21 protein-coding genes and 1 other annotated feature are annotated in these 18,001 nt (G+C 37.7%); of the genes, 14 read left to right on the top strand and 7 right to left on the bottom strand.

The features are described from left to right. The first annotated feature begins 262 nt into the window (after positions 1-262). From aroD to ABD814_RS08860, 3 genes are all read left to right on the top strand, one after another. The gene (aroD, locus tag ABD814_RS08870) at positions 263-1,009 is read left to right on the top strand and encodes a type I 3-dehydroquinate dehydratase (RefSeq protein ID WP_344912340.1); all 747 of its coding nucleotides are present in this window, start codon (positions 263-265) and stop codon (positions 1,007-1,009) included. A gap of 224 nt (positions 1,010-1,233) precedes the next feature. Then, positions 1,234-2,457 carry a C40 family peptidase gene (locus ABD814_RS08865; RefSeq protein WP_344912338.1) on the top strand — a complete coding sequence of 408 codons (1,224 nt, stop codon included), beginning with the start codon at positions 1,234-1,236 and terminating at the stop codon, positions 2,455-2,457. Positions 2,458-2,698: 241 nt separating this feature from the next. Beyond that, positions 2,699-3,070 carry a YisL family protein gene (locus tag ABD814_RS08860; RefSeq protein WP_344912344.1) on the top strand — a complete coding sequence of 124 codons (372 nt, stop codon included), beginning with the start codon at positions 2,699-2,701 and terminating at the stop codon, positions 3,068-3,070. A 61-nt stretch (positions 3,071-3,131) separates the two neighbouring features. Here the strand turns inward: ABD814_RS08860 and ABD814_RS08855 are convergent, their stop codons facing one another. Then, a complete protein-coding gene (locus ABD814_RS08855) occupies positions 3,132-3,992 on the bottom strand; it encodes a DegV family protein (RefSeq protein WP_344912336.1) in 861 nt (286 codons plus the stop codon). A gap of 206 nt (positions 3,993-4,198) precedes the next feature. On the opposite strand from ABD814_RS08855, the gene ABD814_RS08850 reads away from it, so the two are divergent. Then, on the top strand, positions 4,199-5,050 hold the full coding sequence (locus ABD814_RS08850) for a YitT family protein (RefSeq protein WP_344912334.1): 852 nt from the start codon (positions 4,199-4,201) through the stop codon (positions 5,048-5,050). A gap of 158 nt (positions 5,051-5,208) precedes the next feature. Here ABD814_RS08850 and ABD814_RS08845 read toward each other — a convergent pair whose 3' ends face one another. After that, a complete protein-coding gene (locus ABD814_RS08845; protein ID WP_344912332.1) occupies positions 5,209-5,472 on the bottom strand; it encodes a NifU N-terminal domain-containing protein in 264 nt (87 codons plus the stop codon). 88 nt (positions 5,473-5,560) lie between these two features. Further along, the gene (locus ABD814_RS08840; RefSeq protein WP_344912330.1) at positions 5,561-6,382 is read right to left on the bottom strand and encodes a Cof-type HAD-IIB family hydrolase; all 822 of its coding nucleotides are present in this window, start codon (positions 6,380-6,382) and stop codon (positions 5,561-5,563) included. A gap of 162 nt (positions 6,383-6,544) precedes the next feature. Between ABD814_RS08840 and ABD814_RS08835 the strand changes: the two genes are divergently transcribed. Beyond that, a complete protein-coding gene (locus tag ABD814_RS08835; RefSeq protein ID WP_344912328.1) occupies positions 6,545-7,327 on the top strand; it encodes a prolyl oligopeptidase family serine peptidase in 783 nt (260 codons plus the stop codon). 76 nt (positions 7,328-7,403) lie between these two features. Next, entirely contained in the window at positions 7,404-7,715 is a 312-nt protein-coding gene (locus ABD814_RS08830) for a metal-sulfur cluster assembly factor (protein ID WP_344912326.1), read from the top strand. A gap of 52 nt (positions 7,716-7,767) precedes the next feature. Here the strand turns inward: ABD814_RS08830 and ABD814_RS08825 are convergent, their stop codons facing one another. Both ABD814_RS08825 and ABD814_RS08820 read right to left on the bottom strand, forming a co-directional pair. Beyond that, on the bottom strand, positions 7,768-8,469 hold the full coding sequence (locus tag ABD814_RS08825; RefSeq protein WP_344912324.1) for a Crp/Fnr family transcriptional regulator: 702 nt from the start codon (positions 8,467-8,469) through the stop codon (positions 7,768-7,770). A gap of 32 nt (positions 8,470-8,501) precedes the next feature. After that, complete coding sequence (locus ABD814_RS08820) at positions 8,502-9,320, bottom strand: undecaprenyl-diphosphate phosphatase (RefSeq protein WP_344912323.1); 819 nt, start codon at positions 9,318-9,320, stop codon at positions 8,502-8,504. Positions 9,321-9,402: 82 nt separating this feature from the next. On the opposite strand from ABD814_RS08820, the gene ABD814_RS08815 reads away from it, so the two are divergent. The 5 genes from ABD814_RS08815 (at position 9,403) to ABD814_RS08795 (ending at position 13,489) form a co-directional block, all read left to right on the top strand. Further along, a complete protein-coding gene (locus ABD814_RS08815) occupies positions 9,403-9,816 on the top strand; it encodes a hypothetical protein (protein WP_344912321.1) in 414 nt (137 codons plus the stop codon). 335 nt (positions 9,817-10,151) lie between these two features. Further along, positions 10,152-11,087 carry a beta-ketoacyl-ACP synthase III gene (locus ABD814_RS08810; protein WP_344912319.1) on the top strand — a complete coding sequence of 312 codons (936 nt, stop codon included), beginning with the start codon at positions 10,152-10,154 and terminating at the stop codon, positions 11,085-11,087. A gap of 41 nt (positions 11,088-11,128) precedes the next feature. Next, positions 11,129-12,370: a beta-ketoacyl-ACP synthase II gene (fabF, locus tag ABD814_RS08805; RefSeq protein ID WP_344912317.1), complete on the top strand. Its 1,242-nt coding sequence runs from the start codon at positions 11,129-11,131 to the stop codon at positions 12,368-12,370. Positions 12,371-12,476: 106 nt separating this feature from the next. Continuing rightward, entirely contained in the window at positions 12,477-12,674 is a 198-nt protein-coding gene (locus ABD814_RS08800) for a YuzI family membrane protein (RefSeq protein WP_344912315.1), read from the top strand. Positions 12,675-12,733: 59 nt separating this feature from the next. After that, positions 12,734-13,489 (top strand): DUF3603 family protein, encoded by a 756-nt coding sequence (locus ABD814_RS08795; protein ID WP_344912313.1) that lies wholly within the window; start codon positions 12,734-12,736, stop codon positions 13,487-13,489. A 144-nt stretch (positions 13,490-13,633) separates the two neighbouring features. On the opposite strand, the gene trpS is transcribed toward ABD814_RS08795, so the two are convergent. Beyond that, positions 13,634-14,629: a tryptophan--tRNA ligase gene (trpS, locus tag ABD814_RS08790; protein WP_344912311.1), complete on the bottom strand. Its 996-nt coding sequence runs from the start codon at positions 14,627-14,629 to the stop codon at positions 13,634-13,636. A gap of 408 nt (positions 14,630-15,037) precedes the next feature. Then, positions 15,038-15,241, bottom strand: a binding site (T-box leader). A 172-nt stretch (positions 15,242-15,413) separates the two neighbouring features. Here trpS and ABD814_RS08785 point away from each other — a divergent pair. After that, positions 15,414-15,710, top strand: a complete 297-nt coding sequence (locus ABD814_RS08785) for a HesB/YadR/YfhF family protein (RefSeq protein ID WP_344912309.1) — start codon at positions 15,414-15,416, stop codon at positions 15,708-15,710. Positions 15,711-15,771: 61 nt separating this feature from the next. Here the strand turns inward: ABD814_RS08785 and ABD814_RS08780 are convergent, their stop codons facing one another. Next, positions 15,772-15,930: a hypothetical protein gene (locus ABD814_RS08780; RefSeq protein WP_344912342.1), complete on the bottom strand. Its 159-nt coding sequence runs from the start codon at positions 15,928-15,930 to the stop codon at positions 15,772-15,774. Positions 15,931-16,537: 607 nt separating this feature from the next. On the opposite strand from ABD814_RS08780, the gene ABD814_RS08775 reads away from it, so the two are divergent. Both ABD814_RS08775 and ABD814_RS08770 read left to right on the top strand, forming a co-directional pair. Continuing rightward, entirely contained in the window at positions 16,538-17,548 is a 1,011-nt protein-coding gene (locus ABD814_RS08775; RefSeq protein WP_344912307.1) for an ABC transporter ATP-binding protein, read from the top strand. Beyond that, the coding region (locus tag ABD814_RS08770) for an ATP-binding cassette domain-containing protein (protein ID WP_344912305.1) at positions 17,545-18,001 on the top strand (457 nt) is incomplete at its 3' end. The genes ABD814_RS08775 and ABD814_RS08770, both read left to right, overlap by 4 nt.

Below are 18,001 nucleotides of genomic sequence, written 5' to 3'. Positions count from 1 at the left end.
CAATCGCCTCCTCAAATTGAAAACACATTACATATCTACATTATAACATAACAATCCACATTAATCCACAAAATATGACTAAAAAATAAATAAAAAAATAGTGATACAATTTACTGTATCAAAGCTTCTCAAACTTACCTTTCAGAAAGTAGCTGCAAAACTAACGAAACCACCCGAGTTGGGTGGTTTTTTTGTTGGGGTTTTAGCTATTTTGAAAACGTGCTATAATAATTAAGAATTAAAAATAGATAGGGTGACGTTTATGTTGAAAATTAAAGGTATCGAAATTGGCGAAGGAAGACCAAAGATTTGTCTCCCTATTACCGGAAAAAACCTAACTGAGATTGAACAACAATCACGTGTGATAAATGAAAAGCAAGCTGATTTGGTTGAGTGGCGTGTCGACTTTTATCATGATCATGATATTCAGTCGGCTTTAGAAGTTATTCGCAAGCAGATTGGTGATCGGCCACTAATTTTTACATTTCGAACGGTCCGTGAAGGTGGACAAAGGGATATTACAGATCAAGACTATCTTTCGATAAATGAAAAGGCGATGATGTCAGGTTTGATTGATTTGGTTGATATCGAATTGAAGTTACCAGTCGTGATCCGTAATCCGTTGATTGCAAAAGCAAAGCAGCAGGGGATTGCAACAATTATTTCGAATCATGATTTTGGGAAAACGCCAGCCCAGGAAGAAATGATTAATCGATTAAAAGAAGCGGAATTGATTGGCGCATCAATTGCAAAACTAGCAGTTATGCCTAATAATAGCACGGATGTTTTATCATTACTAAGTGTGACAAATAAATTGAAAGATATTATTAAAATTCCATTAGTAACGATGTCAATGGGTGGTTTTGGTGTAATGACTCGCTTGTCAGGTGAAATTTTTGGTTCATCGATGACTTTCGGCACAGTTGGTCAAGCTTCTGCACCAGGCCAAATTGATCATGAGACGTTATCGACGGTGTTAGACGTGATCCACGAAAATGTCACAAAATAGTCGCAAAGTATGAGTCCATTCTATGGGCTCTTTTTTTGCCTTGTAATGAAAAAGAAGGTTTATTTTCAAAAATGAAATATTCTTGTAACAATTCTATCATCTGATTGAAATTAATCAATGCTATACTGATTGTGCTTGTGAAAGAGCTAGTATATTTCTAGAAAATTACTAATAGATTAGTATAAAGTTGGATAAATATTACATTGGAAAGCGAGTGGAGCTGCGTGAGCTTTAAAAAAGTCTTTGTTAGTTTGATCTTGTCCCTAGGTGTTTTTTCCTTATTACCTTCAATGGGAATTACAGTTGAGGCAAGTCGAGAGTCAGAATTAAGAAGTGAACGAACAGAAATTCAATCGGAATTAAAAGAAAAACGAGAAGAATTGGAAGCTTTACAAGCAGAACTAGTCGAACTTGAAGATGAAATAGAAATTATTAATGAAATTATTGAATCTAATGAATTAGAAATTGAGAAGACGGTAGCAAGTATTCGTGAGTCGGAAGAAGAAATTGCTGTATTAGAAGAAGAAATTGAAAAATTAGAAATTGATATTCAACGTCGCCACGATATTTTAAAAGATCGTGCATCAGCACTACAAAAAAATGGTGGAACATTAAGTTACATCGATGTACTATTTGGTGCACAAAGTTTTTCTGATTTAATTGATCGTGTGTCAGTTGTGACTAAAATTGCCCAATCTGATCAAAACTTGATTCAACGTTTGCAAGAGGATCAAGATGAAGTTGCATCTCAGAGACAGATTGTTGAAGAGAAATTAGTTGAATTAGAAAATGCTAAATTAGAGTTAGAACATATCCAAGAATTAACATTTGAACAAAAAGAAATAAATGAAGCAAAGCAAGTTGAATTAGAAGAGAAAAAAGAAACAAGTGAACAATTAATTCAAGAACTTGAAATTGAAGATCGTGAATTACAACAAATGATTGAACAAGCTCGTCTTGCATCAACACAGAATAATATTGTTCAATACAGTAATCAAACAGCAAGCAGCTCAACAGGTGGCGCCACAGCAGTGAGTGTATCGAGTGGTGCAAGTGGTGATATTAATACTGTCATCAACGCTGGTAATCGTTACTTAAACGGTAATACGCGCTATAAATATGCTGGTGGACGTACAGCATATGATGTAGAGAATGGTCTATTCGACTGTTCTGGTTATGTATCTTGGGCATTCCGTCAAGCAGGCGTTAGTGTTTCTGCAAGTACAGCAGGATTATCATCGACAGGAACAAAAGTATCAACAAGCGAAATGCAACCTGGAGATATGGTATTCTTCAACACTTATAAAACAGATGGTCATGTAGGAATTTATGTAGGTAATAATAAATTTATTGGTTCACAATCATCAACAGGTGTTGCGATTGCTGATATGAACAGCAGTTACTGGTCATCACGCTTCACAGGACATGTTCGTCGAGTTATTAACTAAGACTAAATCTAAAAACTTTTACTCAACCCGTTGAGTAAAAGTTTTTTTGTGTTAACAGACCAACCCGTATTAAACACTGACATAATAGAGTTGATTTGTGCTGGGGTTTGTCAATCGATTCGACGATCTGCACACCTCTGCACACTTAACATACCTTTAGGTAAAAAAAGATTGACAATAGTTTAAATCCATTGTAATTTGGCTATACACAGATAAAAGGAGAGTGATCGTTTTGTTCAATATGCATTTACATGTGACAAGCTGGTCTTTATCAATTATTTTATTTATCGCAACATGGTTATTGCTAAAACAAAACAAACAGCAAATAGCCAATGTACTTCATAACATTAACCGAATTGTTTTTCTTGTTATTTTATATACTGGTGGGATGCTGATCTATCGCTATACGCAAGCCCCTGTTTGGGATAATTATGGTGTAGAAGCGATTGTAAAAGCACTTGCTGGTGTGTACCTTATTTTTCTAATGGAATGGTTTGTTATTCGTAATAAAAAAGGCGCGGCTTCTAGAGGCTTGATGGTTCAGTTCGTTGTTGTACTAGTAATTGTTCTTGTTCTTGGCTTCGGTCGTTTACCTTGGGGCTTTTTACCGTAATTGGATCTCAATCGATACAAAAAGGTGAGTCGATATCGTCGGCTCACCTTTTTAATGATTATTATTGAATTTTAGAATTTGAAAAGAAGAGGGCGATTGTTCCTGGACCTGAGTGGGCGCCAACTGTTGCACCGACCATTCGAATCTCGACACCTTTGACTTCAAATCGTTCTTTAATCATCTCTGCTAATTGGTTGGCACGTTCGAGGTCATCGCCATGGCTAATGCCAATTGTTTGATTTTTGAAATCAGTACCTCGTTCTTCCATCATATCAAGGATTCGATTGAAGACTTTTTTAGAACCACGGACTTTTTCAAGTGGAACTAATTTTCCTTGGTCGACATGCAGGATTGGTTTTATTTTTAATAAAGTGCCAATGAATGCTGCTGACTTTGATACACGTCCACCGCGTTGTAAGTGTTCGAGTTCATCGACGGTAAAAATGTGTACCATATGATCGGCATAGTACTGTGCAGTCGCTGTAATTTCTTCTAATGATTTATTTTCTTGTGCCAACTGAGCGGCTTTGAGGACAACAAGCCCACCACCTAATGAAGCACATTTTGTATCAATCATTTTTAACTGCCAATTTGGATATTGCTCTTGAACTTCCTGTGCGGCAATCGTTGCAGATTGATATGTTCCAGATAGCTCAGATGAAAAGGCGATGTATAGCGTTGGTTGATTCTTTTCTGCATACTTAGTAAAAGCTTCTTTAAACTGTTCTGGCGTAGCTTGTGAGGTTTTAAATACCTTTCCGTTACGCATTTCATCGTAGACTGTTTTCGCTTTAATACCATCCCCATCAGAATAATGTTTTCCATCCATTATGACAGCTAATCTGACACATTCGATATTATATTTTTCATAATCTTCAGAGTTTAAATCGCTAGCTGAGTCGGCAATAATTTGTACGTTCAAAAAAATCCCCTCCAATTATTGTTGTTTTTGATAAAAGAATTGCATCTCAATTACTTCTAGTTTATAGTTACCAATGGGATTCGTCAAAGGCTTTTTGATCTTTTCAATAAATAATTATAAATGATGGAATCTTTCGGATGATTTAGCTTATGATAGAAAGAGGAAAACGATATTAATCGGCTAATAGAGTAGGGGGAATCAGACCAATGTTTCTTTTAGAGGCTAAGCGAATTGCAATTGTTATTATTGGTGCATTGATCAATGCCATTGCATTAAATTTTTTCTATATTAGTGCAGATGTATATGCGAGTGGCTTTACTGGGATGGCGCAACTACTTGCTTCATTTTTCGCAACTCATTTGGGGATTACTTTTATTACGACGGGTATTTGGCTTGTCGCTTTGAACATCCCAGTTATCCTCTTAGGTTGGTTTAAGGTTGGGCGTCATTTTACGATCTACAGTATTTTATCAGTCGCAGCTACAACGGTATTTTTAGAGTTGCTCCCAGTCTTGTCGATTTCAAATGATATCATGCTCAATGCCGTATTTGGTGGTGTGATCGGTGGATTTGGTGTTGGGATCACGTTAAGGTGGGGTGCTTCAACAGGTGGTTCAGATATTTTGGCAATGGTGATTTCACGGGTAAAAGATAAACCGATCGGTGTTTATTTAATGCTGATTAATGGTGTGATTATTTTGTTTGCAGGGATTTTGAATGAACCTGAAAATGCACTTTATACACTGTTGGCTCTATATGTTAGTACACGAGTGATCGATGCAGTACATACGCGACATGAAAAAGTTACCGCTATGATTGTGACGAAGAAAACCGATGAGTTGCAAAAAGCGATTCACCAGACGGTTCATCGAGGGATGACGATTTTACCTGCTAGAGGTGCTTATACGAAAGAGGACAAGTCAATGCTTGTGATTGTCATTACGAGGTATGAGCTCTATGATTTAGAGCGTGTGATTAATGAGATTGATCCCAATGCATTTACTAACGTGGTTGAAACTGCCGGAATCTTTGGCTTCTTTAGAAAAGATACGAATTGATTATGACTACATTTGCAATATAACAGTTTTGAAAAAAAGAACAGCTCTACTTACTTTGATCGTAAGTAGAGCTTTTTTTAATTGAGTGATTATGGTCATTCATTTACTAACAACTGATAATCGATAGAGATAAAAAATTTAAACTTAGTATGATTGCATCAATAACCATGTTTAGCCATCACGGCTTCGACTTTCGGAATGACTGTTTCCCATGGTACATTTTCTTGTTTATTGATTGTAATGAAGAATTGATAGCCAAATACATTCTCAACTTCACTGAGTTTGATCAATTCGTTTAAGACTGGATAGTCACTCATTTCACCGTGTTTAACATTCACACTATCATCGCCAGGGAAAATTTGCTGATCAGAAACGAACTTCATTGCATTTGGATTTGGTGTAGCTTCAGTAATTACAGCCATGATTATTCCTCCTAAAACAGTTATCACAATTAAGTTTAGCAAATCAATCGTCTCAATAAAAGTAATTGAACTGAGCGAAATGGATCGACTAATTTAAATCGAGATAATCTTCTAGGAAAATAGCGACACCATCTGCTTCATTCGTAGCTGTTACATAGTTGGCGATTTTTTTCAAATAGCTAGCGGCGTTTTCCATTGCGACACCAACACCAGCGTAGTCGATCATCTCTAGGTCGTTATCTTCATCACCAAAAGCGATGACGTTTTCTGGTTCAATCTGATAATATTTAGCGACTCGATCAACAGCAACACCTTTATTCATTCCTTTTCGCACGATTTCAATCATGTTCCAAGGTGCACCCCAATGCCGATGTTCAATGACCGATGCGTGGTCACGGTTTAGACCTTCACGCAAAAGATCAACTTGATTCTCACGTGGGTGAATAATTAATGATGTTGGATCGTAATCCAATTGATTTTTTAGATTACCAATTCGAATCGGATGATCGATTCGGTTAATATGGAAAATCTCCATAAACTCTTCATCATAACGATCAATATAAACATCGCCAAGTACTTCAGCCATGATATTGTGGACACCGAGTTGATCGCATGTCTCGATTACAGCGAGCGCTGTCCGGAGCGGAAGGGGACTATGTAATGCTTCCCATTTTTTATCGATCGGATGATGCAAATAAGCACCATTAAAATTGATCATCGGTGTATCAAGGTCAAGCTCTTCATAATAAGTTAAACTTGCTCGATGTGGTCTACCAGTCGCAATCACAACAATATGACCAGCTTCTCGGGCTTTTTTAATGACGTGCTTCGATCGTTCCGTAATTGTTTTGGCATCTGTCAGTAACGTTCCATCTAAGTCTAACGCGATTAAGTGTCGTTTCATTTTCATCTACATCCCCCTATCTCTAATAATCTATATTAAAGAAGTTTCCCAATCATGTAAAGTAAAGCTTGCTAGATTAATAGTAAGTCGATCATTTTGCAATTTAAAGGTAATTCCGTTATCCTTAAACTAGAGCTAAAGATAAAAACAATAGATAGGATGATGACATTGATTCAGATCAATCGTGAGATTTGGGAAGGCGTCCCTCTACTCATTTGTGAAAAAACTGAATTCGCAGGCAAGCCATTACCTACAATGACGTATTTACACGGAATAACTGGTGCAAAAGAAGATAACCTCTCAATTGGTTACCTACTAGCCGAACGAGGTTTTCGAGTGATCTTACCTGATGCCCATCTACATGGTGAACGTGAGCAATCAGATATCGAAAACCTTGAGTTACACTTTTTCGACATGATTCAAAAAAGTATCGCAGAATTAGCGATTATTTATGAAAAACTTAATCAAGATCGTTTAATAAAAAATGGCTCGTTCACGTTAGCGGGGACAAGTATGGGTGGGATTACAACCGCAGCAGCATTGACGAATTATCCATGGATATCCCGGGCGGGCATTATGATGGGAACAGCTTTATTTCATCGATTTGCAGAGTCGGTTATTCAGCAAGCAGAAGCGAGTGGTGTTGAGCTTCCTCTCACTGAAGAAGAAATTGCTGAATTATTAAATCAACTTAAACAGTATGATTTGTCTTTAAATCTAGATCAGTTGCAAAATCGCCCACTCTTTATTTGGCATGGAGAAAAGGATCAAGTTGTGCCATTCCAACATGCAACAGATTTTTATGAACAATTAAAACAAGAACAAGCGAATGCTGAAACAATTACATTTGTAAGTGAAAAAAATACCGGCCACAAGGTGAGTCGACAAGCAAGGCTTGCTTTAGTTGACTGGGTTTCACAAATGAACCGATCAATCAAACAAACGCGATGATGATCACTTTATTTTTTATACCATATTGTTTATAATGGATTACAAGATGTCATGCATAGAAAAGGGAGTGAGTCGAATGGATGAAGCATTGAAGGAAAATTTAATCGGCGCTTTGGAGAACGTAATTGACCCTGAGCTCGGTATTGATATTGTTAATTTAGGGCTTATTTATGATGTTGAATTAGATGACGAAGGAACAGCGATTGTGACGATGACATTAACAGCAATGGGTTGTCCGTTAGCAGGGCATATTGAAGCAGACGTTAAAGGGGCCTTGTCAGATCTACCGGAAGTTAAAGATACTCGCGTTGACATTGTTTGGTCGCCACCATGGACGAAAGATAAAATGTCTCGTTATGCAAAAATTGCTTTAGGTATTCCTGATTGATTCATTAAAAAAACGGTTGAGTAGAATGTTTACTCAACCGGTTTTTTTAGTTTTAATTAATTGTACAAAGTGTGACAGGACAGTTTTCACAATTGATTGCTTTTTTTATAAAATCTAGCTTGATAATTGTGATTTTTCCTTGATCGATTCGGATCACTTGCTGTTTTTTCAATTCACTCAACATTCGATTGATCGACTCGCGTGAGGTCGCACAAAAATTTGCAATTTCCTGATTTGTTAGGTGAAGCTCAATTAAAATTCCATCATCAGTTTTTCGCCCATAGCTATTCGCAAGTCGGATTAAGGTCGAATAGAGTGCGCCTTTTTTCCCGTATAGTAGCAGATCTCGAAACCGCATCTGATCTTTGCGGTGTTGTATGCTAGCAAACTTTAAGAATTCCATCATTGCTTCTGGTTGATTCTGCAATCGGTCGAGCAATTTTTTTTGGTCAAAAACAGCCACTTCACCTGATTCAGTAATTTTTCCATCAACTAAATAATTGATCGGCACATCATCAATGATAAATTCACCAATTAAGTCATTCGGTCCACAAAATCTTAAGGTTAATTCACGACCTTCAGATGATGTTTTCCCGATGATAACTTGTCCTGAAATAATCACATAAAGTTCTTTTACAGGCTCACCTTGGCGAAATAAAAAGGTATTCTTATGAATCGGCAAGTAATAATCAGGTTCTGTCAGGTGTTTAAGTAATTTTTTGGGTAAATGATTGATCTCAACTAGCTGTCTCACAGTAAAAAACTCCTATATATGAATGATCGTAATTACAGAATTAGAAAAGCAAGTGTACCGATAATAAAGCAGTAAATCGAAAAATAGATTAAATTCCCTCGTGCCATAATATTCATAAACCAGCGTAAGGCGAAAAATGTCGCGACTCCTGCTGTAATAAAGGCGATTAAATAAACTAGCCATTGTGACAGAAATTGTTCGGACAGAAAACTATCAAGTGATAAAATTGTTGTTCCTAAACTGACTGGAATAAACAATAAAAAGGAAAAGCGCAGTGCTGTTTTCTGCTTCATACCGAGTAACATGGCAGCAACTAATGTCGCACCAGAGCGGCTAATTCCTGGTATAAGTGCGACCCCTTGAGCGAGTCCAACAATAATTGCGTCTTTAAAAGTTAATTCACCGTCTGTTTTTCTTCCGCGTAAATTACGAATGATCCAAAGTGCAATCCCCGTAATAATTAGAGAAATCCCAACCATCTTTGTTGTACTAAAAATTTCCCCAATTTGGTCTTCAAAGAGAAGTCCAAGTACACCAGCTGGAATCGTCGCAACAATTAAATAGAGAATAAAATTGAAATCTTCTTTAGCTGATTGTTCTTTTTTAAATAAATACTTGTATCCATTTGTTGCAAGCCGCACGATATCATCCCAGTAAATAATTATAATCGCAATTAGCGAGGCAAAGTGTAAAAAGATTTCAAATGAAAGATCTTCTACTTTAATGCCGAAAATATCTTGTAACATCACTAAGTGACCACTAGATGAAACCGGGATCGGCTCGGTAAATCCTTGGACAAAACCTAAAAACATATACTGAATAATCTCAATTAAACGCTCAAAAAAAGTCATTATAATTCCTCCATAATTTCATTAACTAATCACACAATTTATTTTTGGGCATAGGCTATTGATGAGAATGGGAGGGAGCTCTATGCAAAATCATATTTATGATTTATGTAAGCAACATATGCATCAACACGTATTGCTTCAAACAACATCAGGGGAGCAAATTGCGGGGGTTATTACAAATCTTGATGATGAAAATGTTTATTTAACTGTACCTGGGCGGTCAGATAATATTTATGATGAGAGTAGACAGGATAATCCTTATGGAGGGGGACCACAATATCCACCAAGACCGCGTCCACCACATGGACCAGGATATCCACCAGGTCCAGGACCACGCCCGCCATATGGCGGTTATCCACCATACTATCCAGGCTATCCGGGTTATCCATACCCACCGTACGGACCAGCACCACACCCCGGCCCGAGACCGGGTCCTAACCAGCTGATTATACCATTAGCAGCACTAACTGCAATTAGTTTGATACCGTTTATTTAATGAAAAGCCTCTTGTCTATGATGACAAGGGGTTATTTTTTATGTAAATCGATCTAATCGTGCCCTGTCTGGTTGAAAAATCACGATAGAGGTAACGAATAGCACAGACCCATCATGTTATTGCTGAATCGAACGATATCATCCCGATTCAATAACTTATCCTTCTAATCACTGTACTATTTTATCAAACAAACGAGACAAAAGAAATGGGAATCAATTTTATAATTTTTTTTGTTTGAAAAAAACGAAAAAACTTGATTAACTTATCATTATGGCTTATATTAGTACCAAGTGCTAATTGGAGAGCAATTGAACTTAAGCGAGGAGTTAAATGAAATGGCGACAGGTATTATTGGGGTTGGGCATTACTTGCCTGAATCGATCTTAACAAATAAAGATTTAGAAAAAATGGTAGATACTACAGATGAATGGATTCGGACGCGAACGGGAATTGAAACGCGTCATATTGCAAAGAAAGAAGAAGAGACATCTGATATGGCTTATTATGCCGCAAAAAATGCACTCGATCATTCGGGATTAGAGGCAGAAGATATTGATCTGATTCTTGTGGCGACAGTAACTGCAGATCAATCGTTTCCATCGGTTGCATGTCAAGTCCAGGAAAAGTTAGGGGCAACTCATGCAACAGCAATGGATATCGGAGCGGCTTGTTCTGGATTCATCTATGGTGTGGTCACAGCTAAGCAGTTTATTGATGGTGGTACCTATAGAAATATTCTTGTAATTGGTGCCGAAAAGTTATCAAAAATAACGGATTGGTCTGATCGAAACACTTGCGTTCTTTTTGGAGATGGGGCAGGTGCAGCGGTCGTTAGCGAGGTTTCTGAAGATAAAGGAATTCTGTCGTTTGAGTTAGGTGCAGATGGAAAAGGGGCAACTTCACTTCATCAAGATGGTGGAAATATTCGCATGAATGGCCGAGAAGTATTTAAGTTTGCTGTCCGTCAGATGCCTGAATCAGCTGAGGCTGTCGTAAAGAAAGCTGGCTTAGTTAAAGAAGATGTTGATTATTTAATTCCACACCAAGCAAACATTCGGATCATGGAGGCAGCTCGTGAACGATTAGGGATTAGTAAAGAGAAGATGTCTTATTCTGTTAATAAGTATGGAAATACATCGGCAGCATCGATCCCGATTTCACTTTCAGAAGATGTCCGGAATGGAAAAATTACAAACGGTGATTTGGTCGTTTTAGTTGGTTTTGGTGGTGGACTCACATGGGGTTCAATGGCTCTGCGTTGGGGTAAATAAGGATTAAAAATAATACAGTAGTAGCAGAAGGAGGAATCACTATGGGACGAAGACGAGTCGTTGTAACAGGTATGGGTGCAGTTACACCTTTAGGTTCAACAGTTGATCAATTTTGGTCTCATTTAATTGAAGGTAAGTCAGGAATTGATATTGTCTCAAAAGTTAATCCAGATGATTTTCCTGCAAAGGTTGCTGGAGAAGTAAAAGATTTTGCCCCCCTATTATATATGGATAAGAAAGAGTCAAAGCGGATGGATTTATTTACGCAATATGCTGTCGGAGCAGCTAAAATGGCTGTTGAAGATGCCAAACTTACGATTGATGAAACAAATGCGAATGACGTTGGTGTCTGGGTCGGCTCTGGTGTTGGCGGGATGGCAACGTATGAAGAGCAGTTTCATAATTTTATTGAAAAAGGCTATCGTCGCGTGAGTCCATTTTTTGTTCCGATGCTAATTCCGGATATGGCGGCTGGTCAAATTTCAATTCAGTTAGGTGCAAAAGGAATGAACTCATGTACGGTAACTGCATGTGCGACAGGAACCAATTCAATTGGCGATGCATTTAAAGTGATCGAGCGTGGTGATGCAGAAGTGATGATTGCGGGTGGTGCTGAAGCGCCTCTAACAAATATGTCATTCGCTGGATTCTCAACTGCACGTGCATTATCTTTTAATGAAGACCCACAAACAGCAAGCCGTCCATTTGATAAAAACCGCGATGGTTTTGTCATGGGAGAAGGTGCTGGAATTCTTGTGCTAGAATCACTTGATTCAGCATTGGCTAGAGGTGCACATATCTACGCAGAAATTGCTGGCTATGGTTCAACTGCTGATGCTTATCATATTACAGCGCCAGCGCCTGATGGAGAAGGTGCACAACGCTCGATGAAGCAAGCGATCAATGATGCAGGATTAACCCCTAATGATATAGATTACATTAATGCGCATGGTACAAGTACTGCTTTTAACGATAAATTTGAAACGATCGCAGTCAAAACTGTTTTTGGCAAACATGCTTATGATTTAATGATGTCATCAACAAAATCTATGACGGGTCATTTACTAGGTGCAGCAGGTGGAGTTGAAGCGATCGCTTCGATTAAAGCAATTGAAACAGGAATTGTTCCACCGACGATCAATTATGAAACACCTGATCCAGATTGTGATCTAGATTATGTTCCGAACGAAGCAAGAGAAAGAACAGTTGACGTTGCTTTATCGAATTCACTTGGTTTCGGTGGTCATAATGCAAGCTTAGTTTTCAAAAAATATCAGGACTAATTTTAGTATATCAACAAGGGCCTTTCACGATTACACGTGAGAGGTCTTTTTTTATTTGGTATTACATAAAATATAACTGTAAGGACAAGCTTGAGGGGGAATTAAGATGCTCTTTTTAATTGGTTTTGGATTAACCGTTGTAGGCGGGGCAATGATGATTTTGTATTTGAACCTGATTCCCGCAGGTTTATCGTGGACAAGTTATTGGCAATTTGTCTTAAGTCAACCAGAATGTCAACTTTTTTTCGTTGGTTTAATCTTAATGATCCCAGGCTATTACCGATTATCAAAACGAATAAAATGAATAAATTTGCAGATAATGGTGATACTATTTGGTAAAGAAGAATAAGTGAGGGTTGTTCAATGCTCGTTTTGAATGACATATGGGTCAATTGGTTTGATGGTGAGGATAAAGGGTATAACGTCTGTCCTTTTTTTGAGTGGAGGAAGCGGGATAAGATCGAGTTAATTGATAGGATTCCCGTTTTGTTTATTGAAAAAAGTTTATACAATTATATTGAAAATAGCCTTGATGATTTACCAGAAAAACTACTGGTGATGATCGAAAACCGAACGATTGTTAAAGGAAAACCACTTGAGTATGCCGCCGTTGTTACCGACGGTCAAGGGGTGCTCACATTTGATACGATGGGCTACCGGATTCCATTCAAGAAAAGCCGCTTAATTCCGCGTCATGAGCGGAGAGTTTTTCAAATGATCCGAACAAAGAGTCAAATGGAATTTTCATGGAAAAATAATCGGTTAAATGAAAGAGAAGATTTGTTTTCTTTAGCTCCGGAAATGATGCTCGGCTTAAACCGTCGCGAGCGTGAGTTGAAACAATTGATGATGCTCGTTTTGGATCAATTACAAGTGGGTAAGAATCTTAATGAACTCCGTTATTGGTTAACGGAATGGGAGCCTGATCATTATCAGCTGATTCAGAAATTGAATTTTGAATCGGCATGGAAAAGACTTTACGATCATATTGTTAATGGCTGGTCAGATCGGCATGAACAATTTTGCTGGAAAATTGTTAAAGGGCAGCCTCTGTTTGAACAGTTGTGGAAAAGAGCGAATCAAATTGATCTTGAAACGACAGTAAAACGAATGAAATAAGCTTAAAATCATGGCTGTTGCTCCATGCTTTAACTTAAGTTTCTCCTTGTATAAATGAACAGGAGCTTCAGCCAATTAAGCTGATCTTATTGTTTTAAAAAATAACAAGAACCCGAATGGATTTTCGGGTTCTTTGGTTATTGACTATTTACGTTTTTTAACACGGCCTAATCCCATTGCCTTTTTCGCTTTTGCTAATGTTTTGTTAGCTATTCGGCTCGCTTTTTCTGCACCATGATCTAAAATATCATCTAATTCTTGTGAATCGATAATCTCATGATAGCGATCTTGAATCGGTTTTAACGTTGCAACAACGGCATCTGCTACATCCTGTTTGAATTGACCGTAGCCAACACCTTGATATTTTTCCTCAATTTGGTCCAATGTTAGATTTGTGCAACTTGCGAGAATCGTCATTAAGTTGCTGACACCTGGCTTATTTTCTTTATCAAACTGGACGACACCATCAGAGTCCGTAACAGCACTTTTGATCTTCTTCTCGATTCGTTTTGGTTCATCAAGCATGTAAATTGTTGCTTTTTGATTTTGGTCAGATTTACTCATTTTTTTCGTTGGTTCTTGTAAAGACATAATTCGAGCGCCAACTTCAGAAACTTTGATTTGTGGGACGGTAAAAATATCATTGTACTTATTATTAAATCGTTCTGCTAAGTCGCGTGTGAGTTCTAAGTGCTGTGTTTGGTCATTTCCTACAGGCACTAAGCTCGTATTGTAAAGCAAAATATCAGCTGCCATTAGTGGTGGATATGTTAGTAATGCCGATGATACAGCATTTTTACCTGCTGATTTATCTTTAAATTGAGTCATTCGCTCAAGTTCGCCGATATAGCTTTGGGTTTGCATGATCCAGCCGAGTTGTGTGTGGGCTGGGACTTCAGATTGAATAAATAGCGTTGCTTTATTGTGATCAATTCCACTTGCAAGGTGGAGTGCTGCGAGTTCGCGAATATTGTTGCGTAATTTTAGGCGTTCTTGTGGAACGGTAATCGCATGTTCGTCGACAATACAAAAGTAGCAATCATAATCTTCTTGTAGTTCGACAAATTGTTTCATTGCGCCTAAGTAGTTTCCTAATGTGAGTGAACCGCTCGGTTGAATACCTGAAAAAATTGTTTCCATTTCCTTCACCAATCCTTTTTCTATTTAATAGTGTTTCAATATGACACCGGTGATTTTCACTACAGGTGGACGCTTTCGGGCCTACAGGATGTAGGTCATGCAGGCGTTGTCACAGGACGTGACGATTTTAGCCTGCCTCCCCGGCCTCGAGTCTACAGAACGTGGCGTTCATAGTCTAACATTCCTTAATTTTCTTACTGGATCTTCGGACTCGTGCTGTTCCCGCTGGACAAGGAAGGCTTCGACAGCGATGCATCGCACGCAGAAAATTGTCCTTTATTTTCAAGGAGTCGCCACCTTCCGTTACAATCACCTAGTGAGAGAATTGACCGTTAGTATAGATATATACATATTTATTTCCATTTTAATTGTTAAACTAAAACAAAAAAACTCATGTTCCGATTGTTGGATAGGGGCGAATGGTCCGCGGTGCCACCCTAATTATCTCGGAAAATGAGATCACTTATGATCTGATAACGTTCGATCAAAACGGTATGAAGAACATACTTGCTCAAAAGTCCCAATTTCATCATAGCTTGGTGTCTGTTTTCAGCGATCAGACTCTCTGTCAAACCAGTGGTTATGAATCCTCAACTTTATCAACGCATTGAATATAATTACCCATATTATAATCAATTCGAACACGTATGGCAAGCGGACAAAAAATAACTTGAATTAGAAAACTAGACAGCAAGCATAAATTCTTTTAAAAGTAAGCAATCATGTTATACTATGGACAGGATATGTTAGCAATTAAATACAAGCTTGAAAGGATTTTTTTATTATGAAAATAGAAGCAACTGATCGAGCTTTAAAATGGTTTAAAGAAGATTATGGTGTGCAGGTAGATGAGTACGTCAAGTTTTTCCCACAAATATACGGGACAAGCCCTGTGCAAAAAAACTTTGCTTTAGCATTTTTAAAGGTTGATCAACCGATTGGGACAGGAACCGTGATTGAAAAAGAAGGTGTCCACTTTCTTGTTGAAGATGATGATCTTTGGTTTTTTGACGGCCATGATCTATCAATTGATTACCTTGAGGATCAAGACGAGGTAACTTTCGATTATCACAAGAAATAAAGGAAAGCAACTCACAATAAAAAACACAGTCAGCCACATTTTATCGGCTGACTGTGTTTTCTTAGTTTACATCAATAATGACACGTTGATACCTTGTTAATGGAGGTGTCCCTTTGTCTGTAACAGCTAATATGATATGGATCGTCCCTTTTTTAAAAACATTTTCAGTCGGTACGATAAACCACGCTTCTTCTTGATCGGCATTGTCTACTTCTTTAATTGTTCAGTCCATTCTAGCACTAAAGTCAGCTACATTATATAGTCAAGTCATACCACGCAAGAAAAATAGCATAATGTTTCTTAAATGGTGAAAAATACACACAGAGCTTTCACAAATTTAAATTGGATAACGTCTGTTTAAATATACAAATGTGAAATATTTCTGAAAATAGCTTTATTTTTAAAAACGACTGAAAACAGTTGTCAGACAACGCATGTCAAACTTAACAGAAAATTAGCATATTTGCGAATATTATCTTATTATTCGATTAATATTGCATTTTTTAATCCAATCCAATATAATTCTTTCTATGCAATTAAAGCACGTCTATATTTAGATGTATTTTGCAGTCCTTTAAATAATTTTCTACATAAGTAGACACGTTTAGACAAGTTTATACAAAAGCATTTCTTTAATCTCTAAAAGGTGATATCTAAAATAGAGGTTTTTTATTGTAGGTTAACTGTCAATGCCATTGTCTTGGAAGATTTATTTGAATTGATGACAGTCAGCCTATTTTAAAGTGTTCATAATTAGTCATTAGGTCTTTTGTATAATTTGCTTAATTAAATTCAAAGGATAAAGAGTGAGAGAGGAGAGGTTTAGAGTGAGTAGCGAAAAACTATTAGAAATTAAAAATTTACACACCTCCTTTCGAATTCGCGATGATTATTATGCGGCAGTTGACAACGTCTCATTGAGCGTTAAAAAGAACGAGGTCTTAGCTATCGTAGGTGAATCAGGGTCAGGGAAAAGTGCGTTAGCTTTTTCAATTATGCGCCTGCATAATCGCGCGAAAACCGAAGGAGAAATCTTATTTAAAGATGAAAATGTCATTGACATGACAGCCACACGCTTAAATGATGTGCGCGGTAAAGATATGGCGATGATTTTTCAAGACCCATTAACGGCATTAAATCCATTAATGACAGTTGGAGAGCAAATTGGGGAAGCACTCTTTTTACATGATCGAAAATTGTCGAAAAAGGTGTTAAATGACCGGGTAATTGATTTGCTGAATCAGGTTGGGATTCCTCGGCCAAATTATGTTGTCGATCAATACCCACACGAACTATCTGGTGGGATGCGTCAGCGTGTGATGATCGCAATTGCGATTGCGAATGATCCAGAGTTGTTAATTGCTGATGAGCCGACAACTGCTTTAGATGTGACGATCCAAGCACAAATATTAGATCTGATTCGAGAGCTAAAAGCAAAGATGGATGCAGGAATTATTTTAATTACGCATGACTTAGGTGTTGTTGCTGAGATGGCTGATCGTGTTGCTGTGATGTATGCAGGAGAGATTGTTGAGATCGCTGATGTTCAAACATTATTTGAACAACCGAAACATCCCTATACACGCTCATTATTAAATTCAGTTCCAAACTCAACTGACACATCTAAACAAGATAAATTACATGTCATTCAAGGGATTGTCCCGTCATTGGCTAACTTACCACGGACAGGGTGTCGCTTTAAAGACCGGATTCCTTGGATTGATGATTCAATGCATGAGGACAATCCAGAGCTTCATGAAATTGAGCCAGGACACTTTGTTCGTTGCTCATGCTATCAACATTTTCATTTTCCAGAAGAGGAGGTTGAACAAAAATGACCTTTCTTGAGGTAAAGGATTTAAACGTTCACTTTCCAATTCGAGGTGGGATTCTGAATCGCAAAATTGATGCTGTTCGTGCAGTCGATGGGGTTTCATTTCAGATTGAAGCAGGGAAGACTTATGGTCTTGTTGGTGAATCCGGTTCGGGTAAAACTACGACAGGTCGAGCGATTATTGGTTTGAACGACATTACATCAGGTCAAGTGCTGTTTCAAGGCAATGATCTGAATGATAAGGCCAATAAAAAGTTAGATTTCAGAAAAGACATTCAAATGATTTTCCAAGATCCGTACTCATCATTAAACCCGAAAAAACGGGTGCTTGATATTGTTGCGGAACCATTGAGAAACTATGAAAAGATGACGAAGCGAGAAGAACTTTTAGAGGTTGCAGGCTTACTAGAGAAAGTTGGACTTTCTGAAGAAAGTATTTATAAGTATCCACACCAAT

Origin of the sequence: Amphibacillus indicireducens, from assembly GCF_039539605.1 — a bacterium.
GTDB classification, from domain to species: domain Bacteria; phylum Bacillota; class Bacilli; order Bacillales; family Amphibacillaceae; genus Amphibacillus; species Amphibacillus indicireducens.
This window is presented reverse-complemented; position numbering and strand designations above follow the sequence as displayed.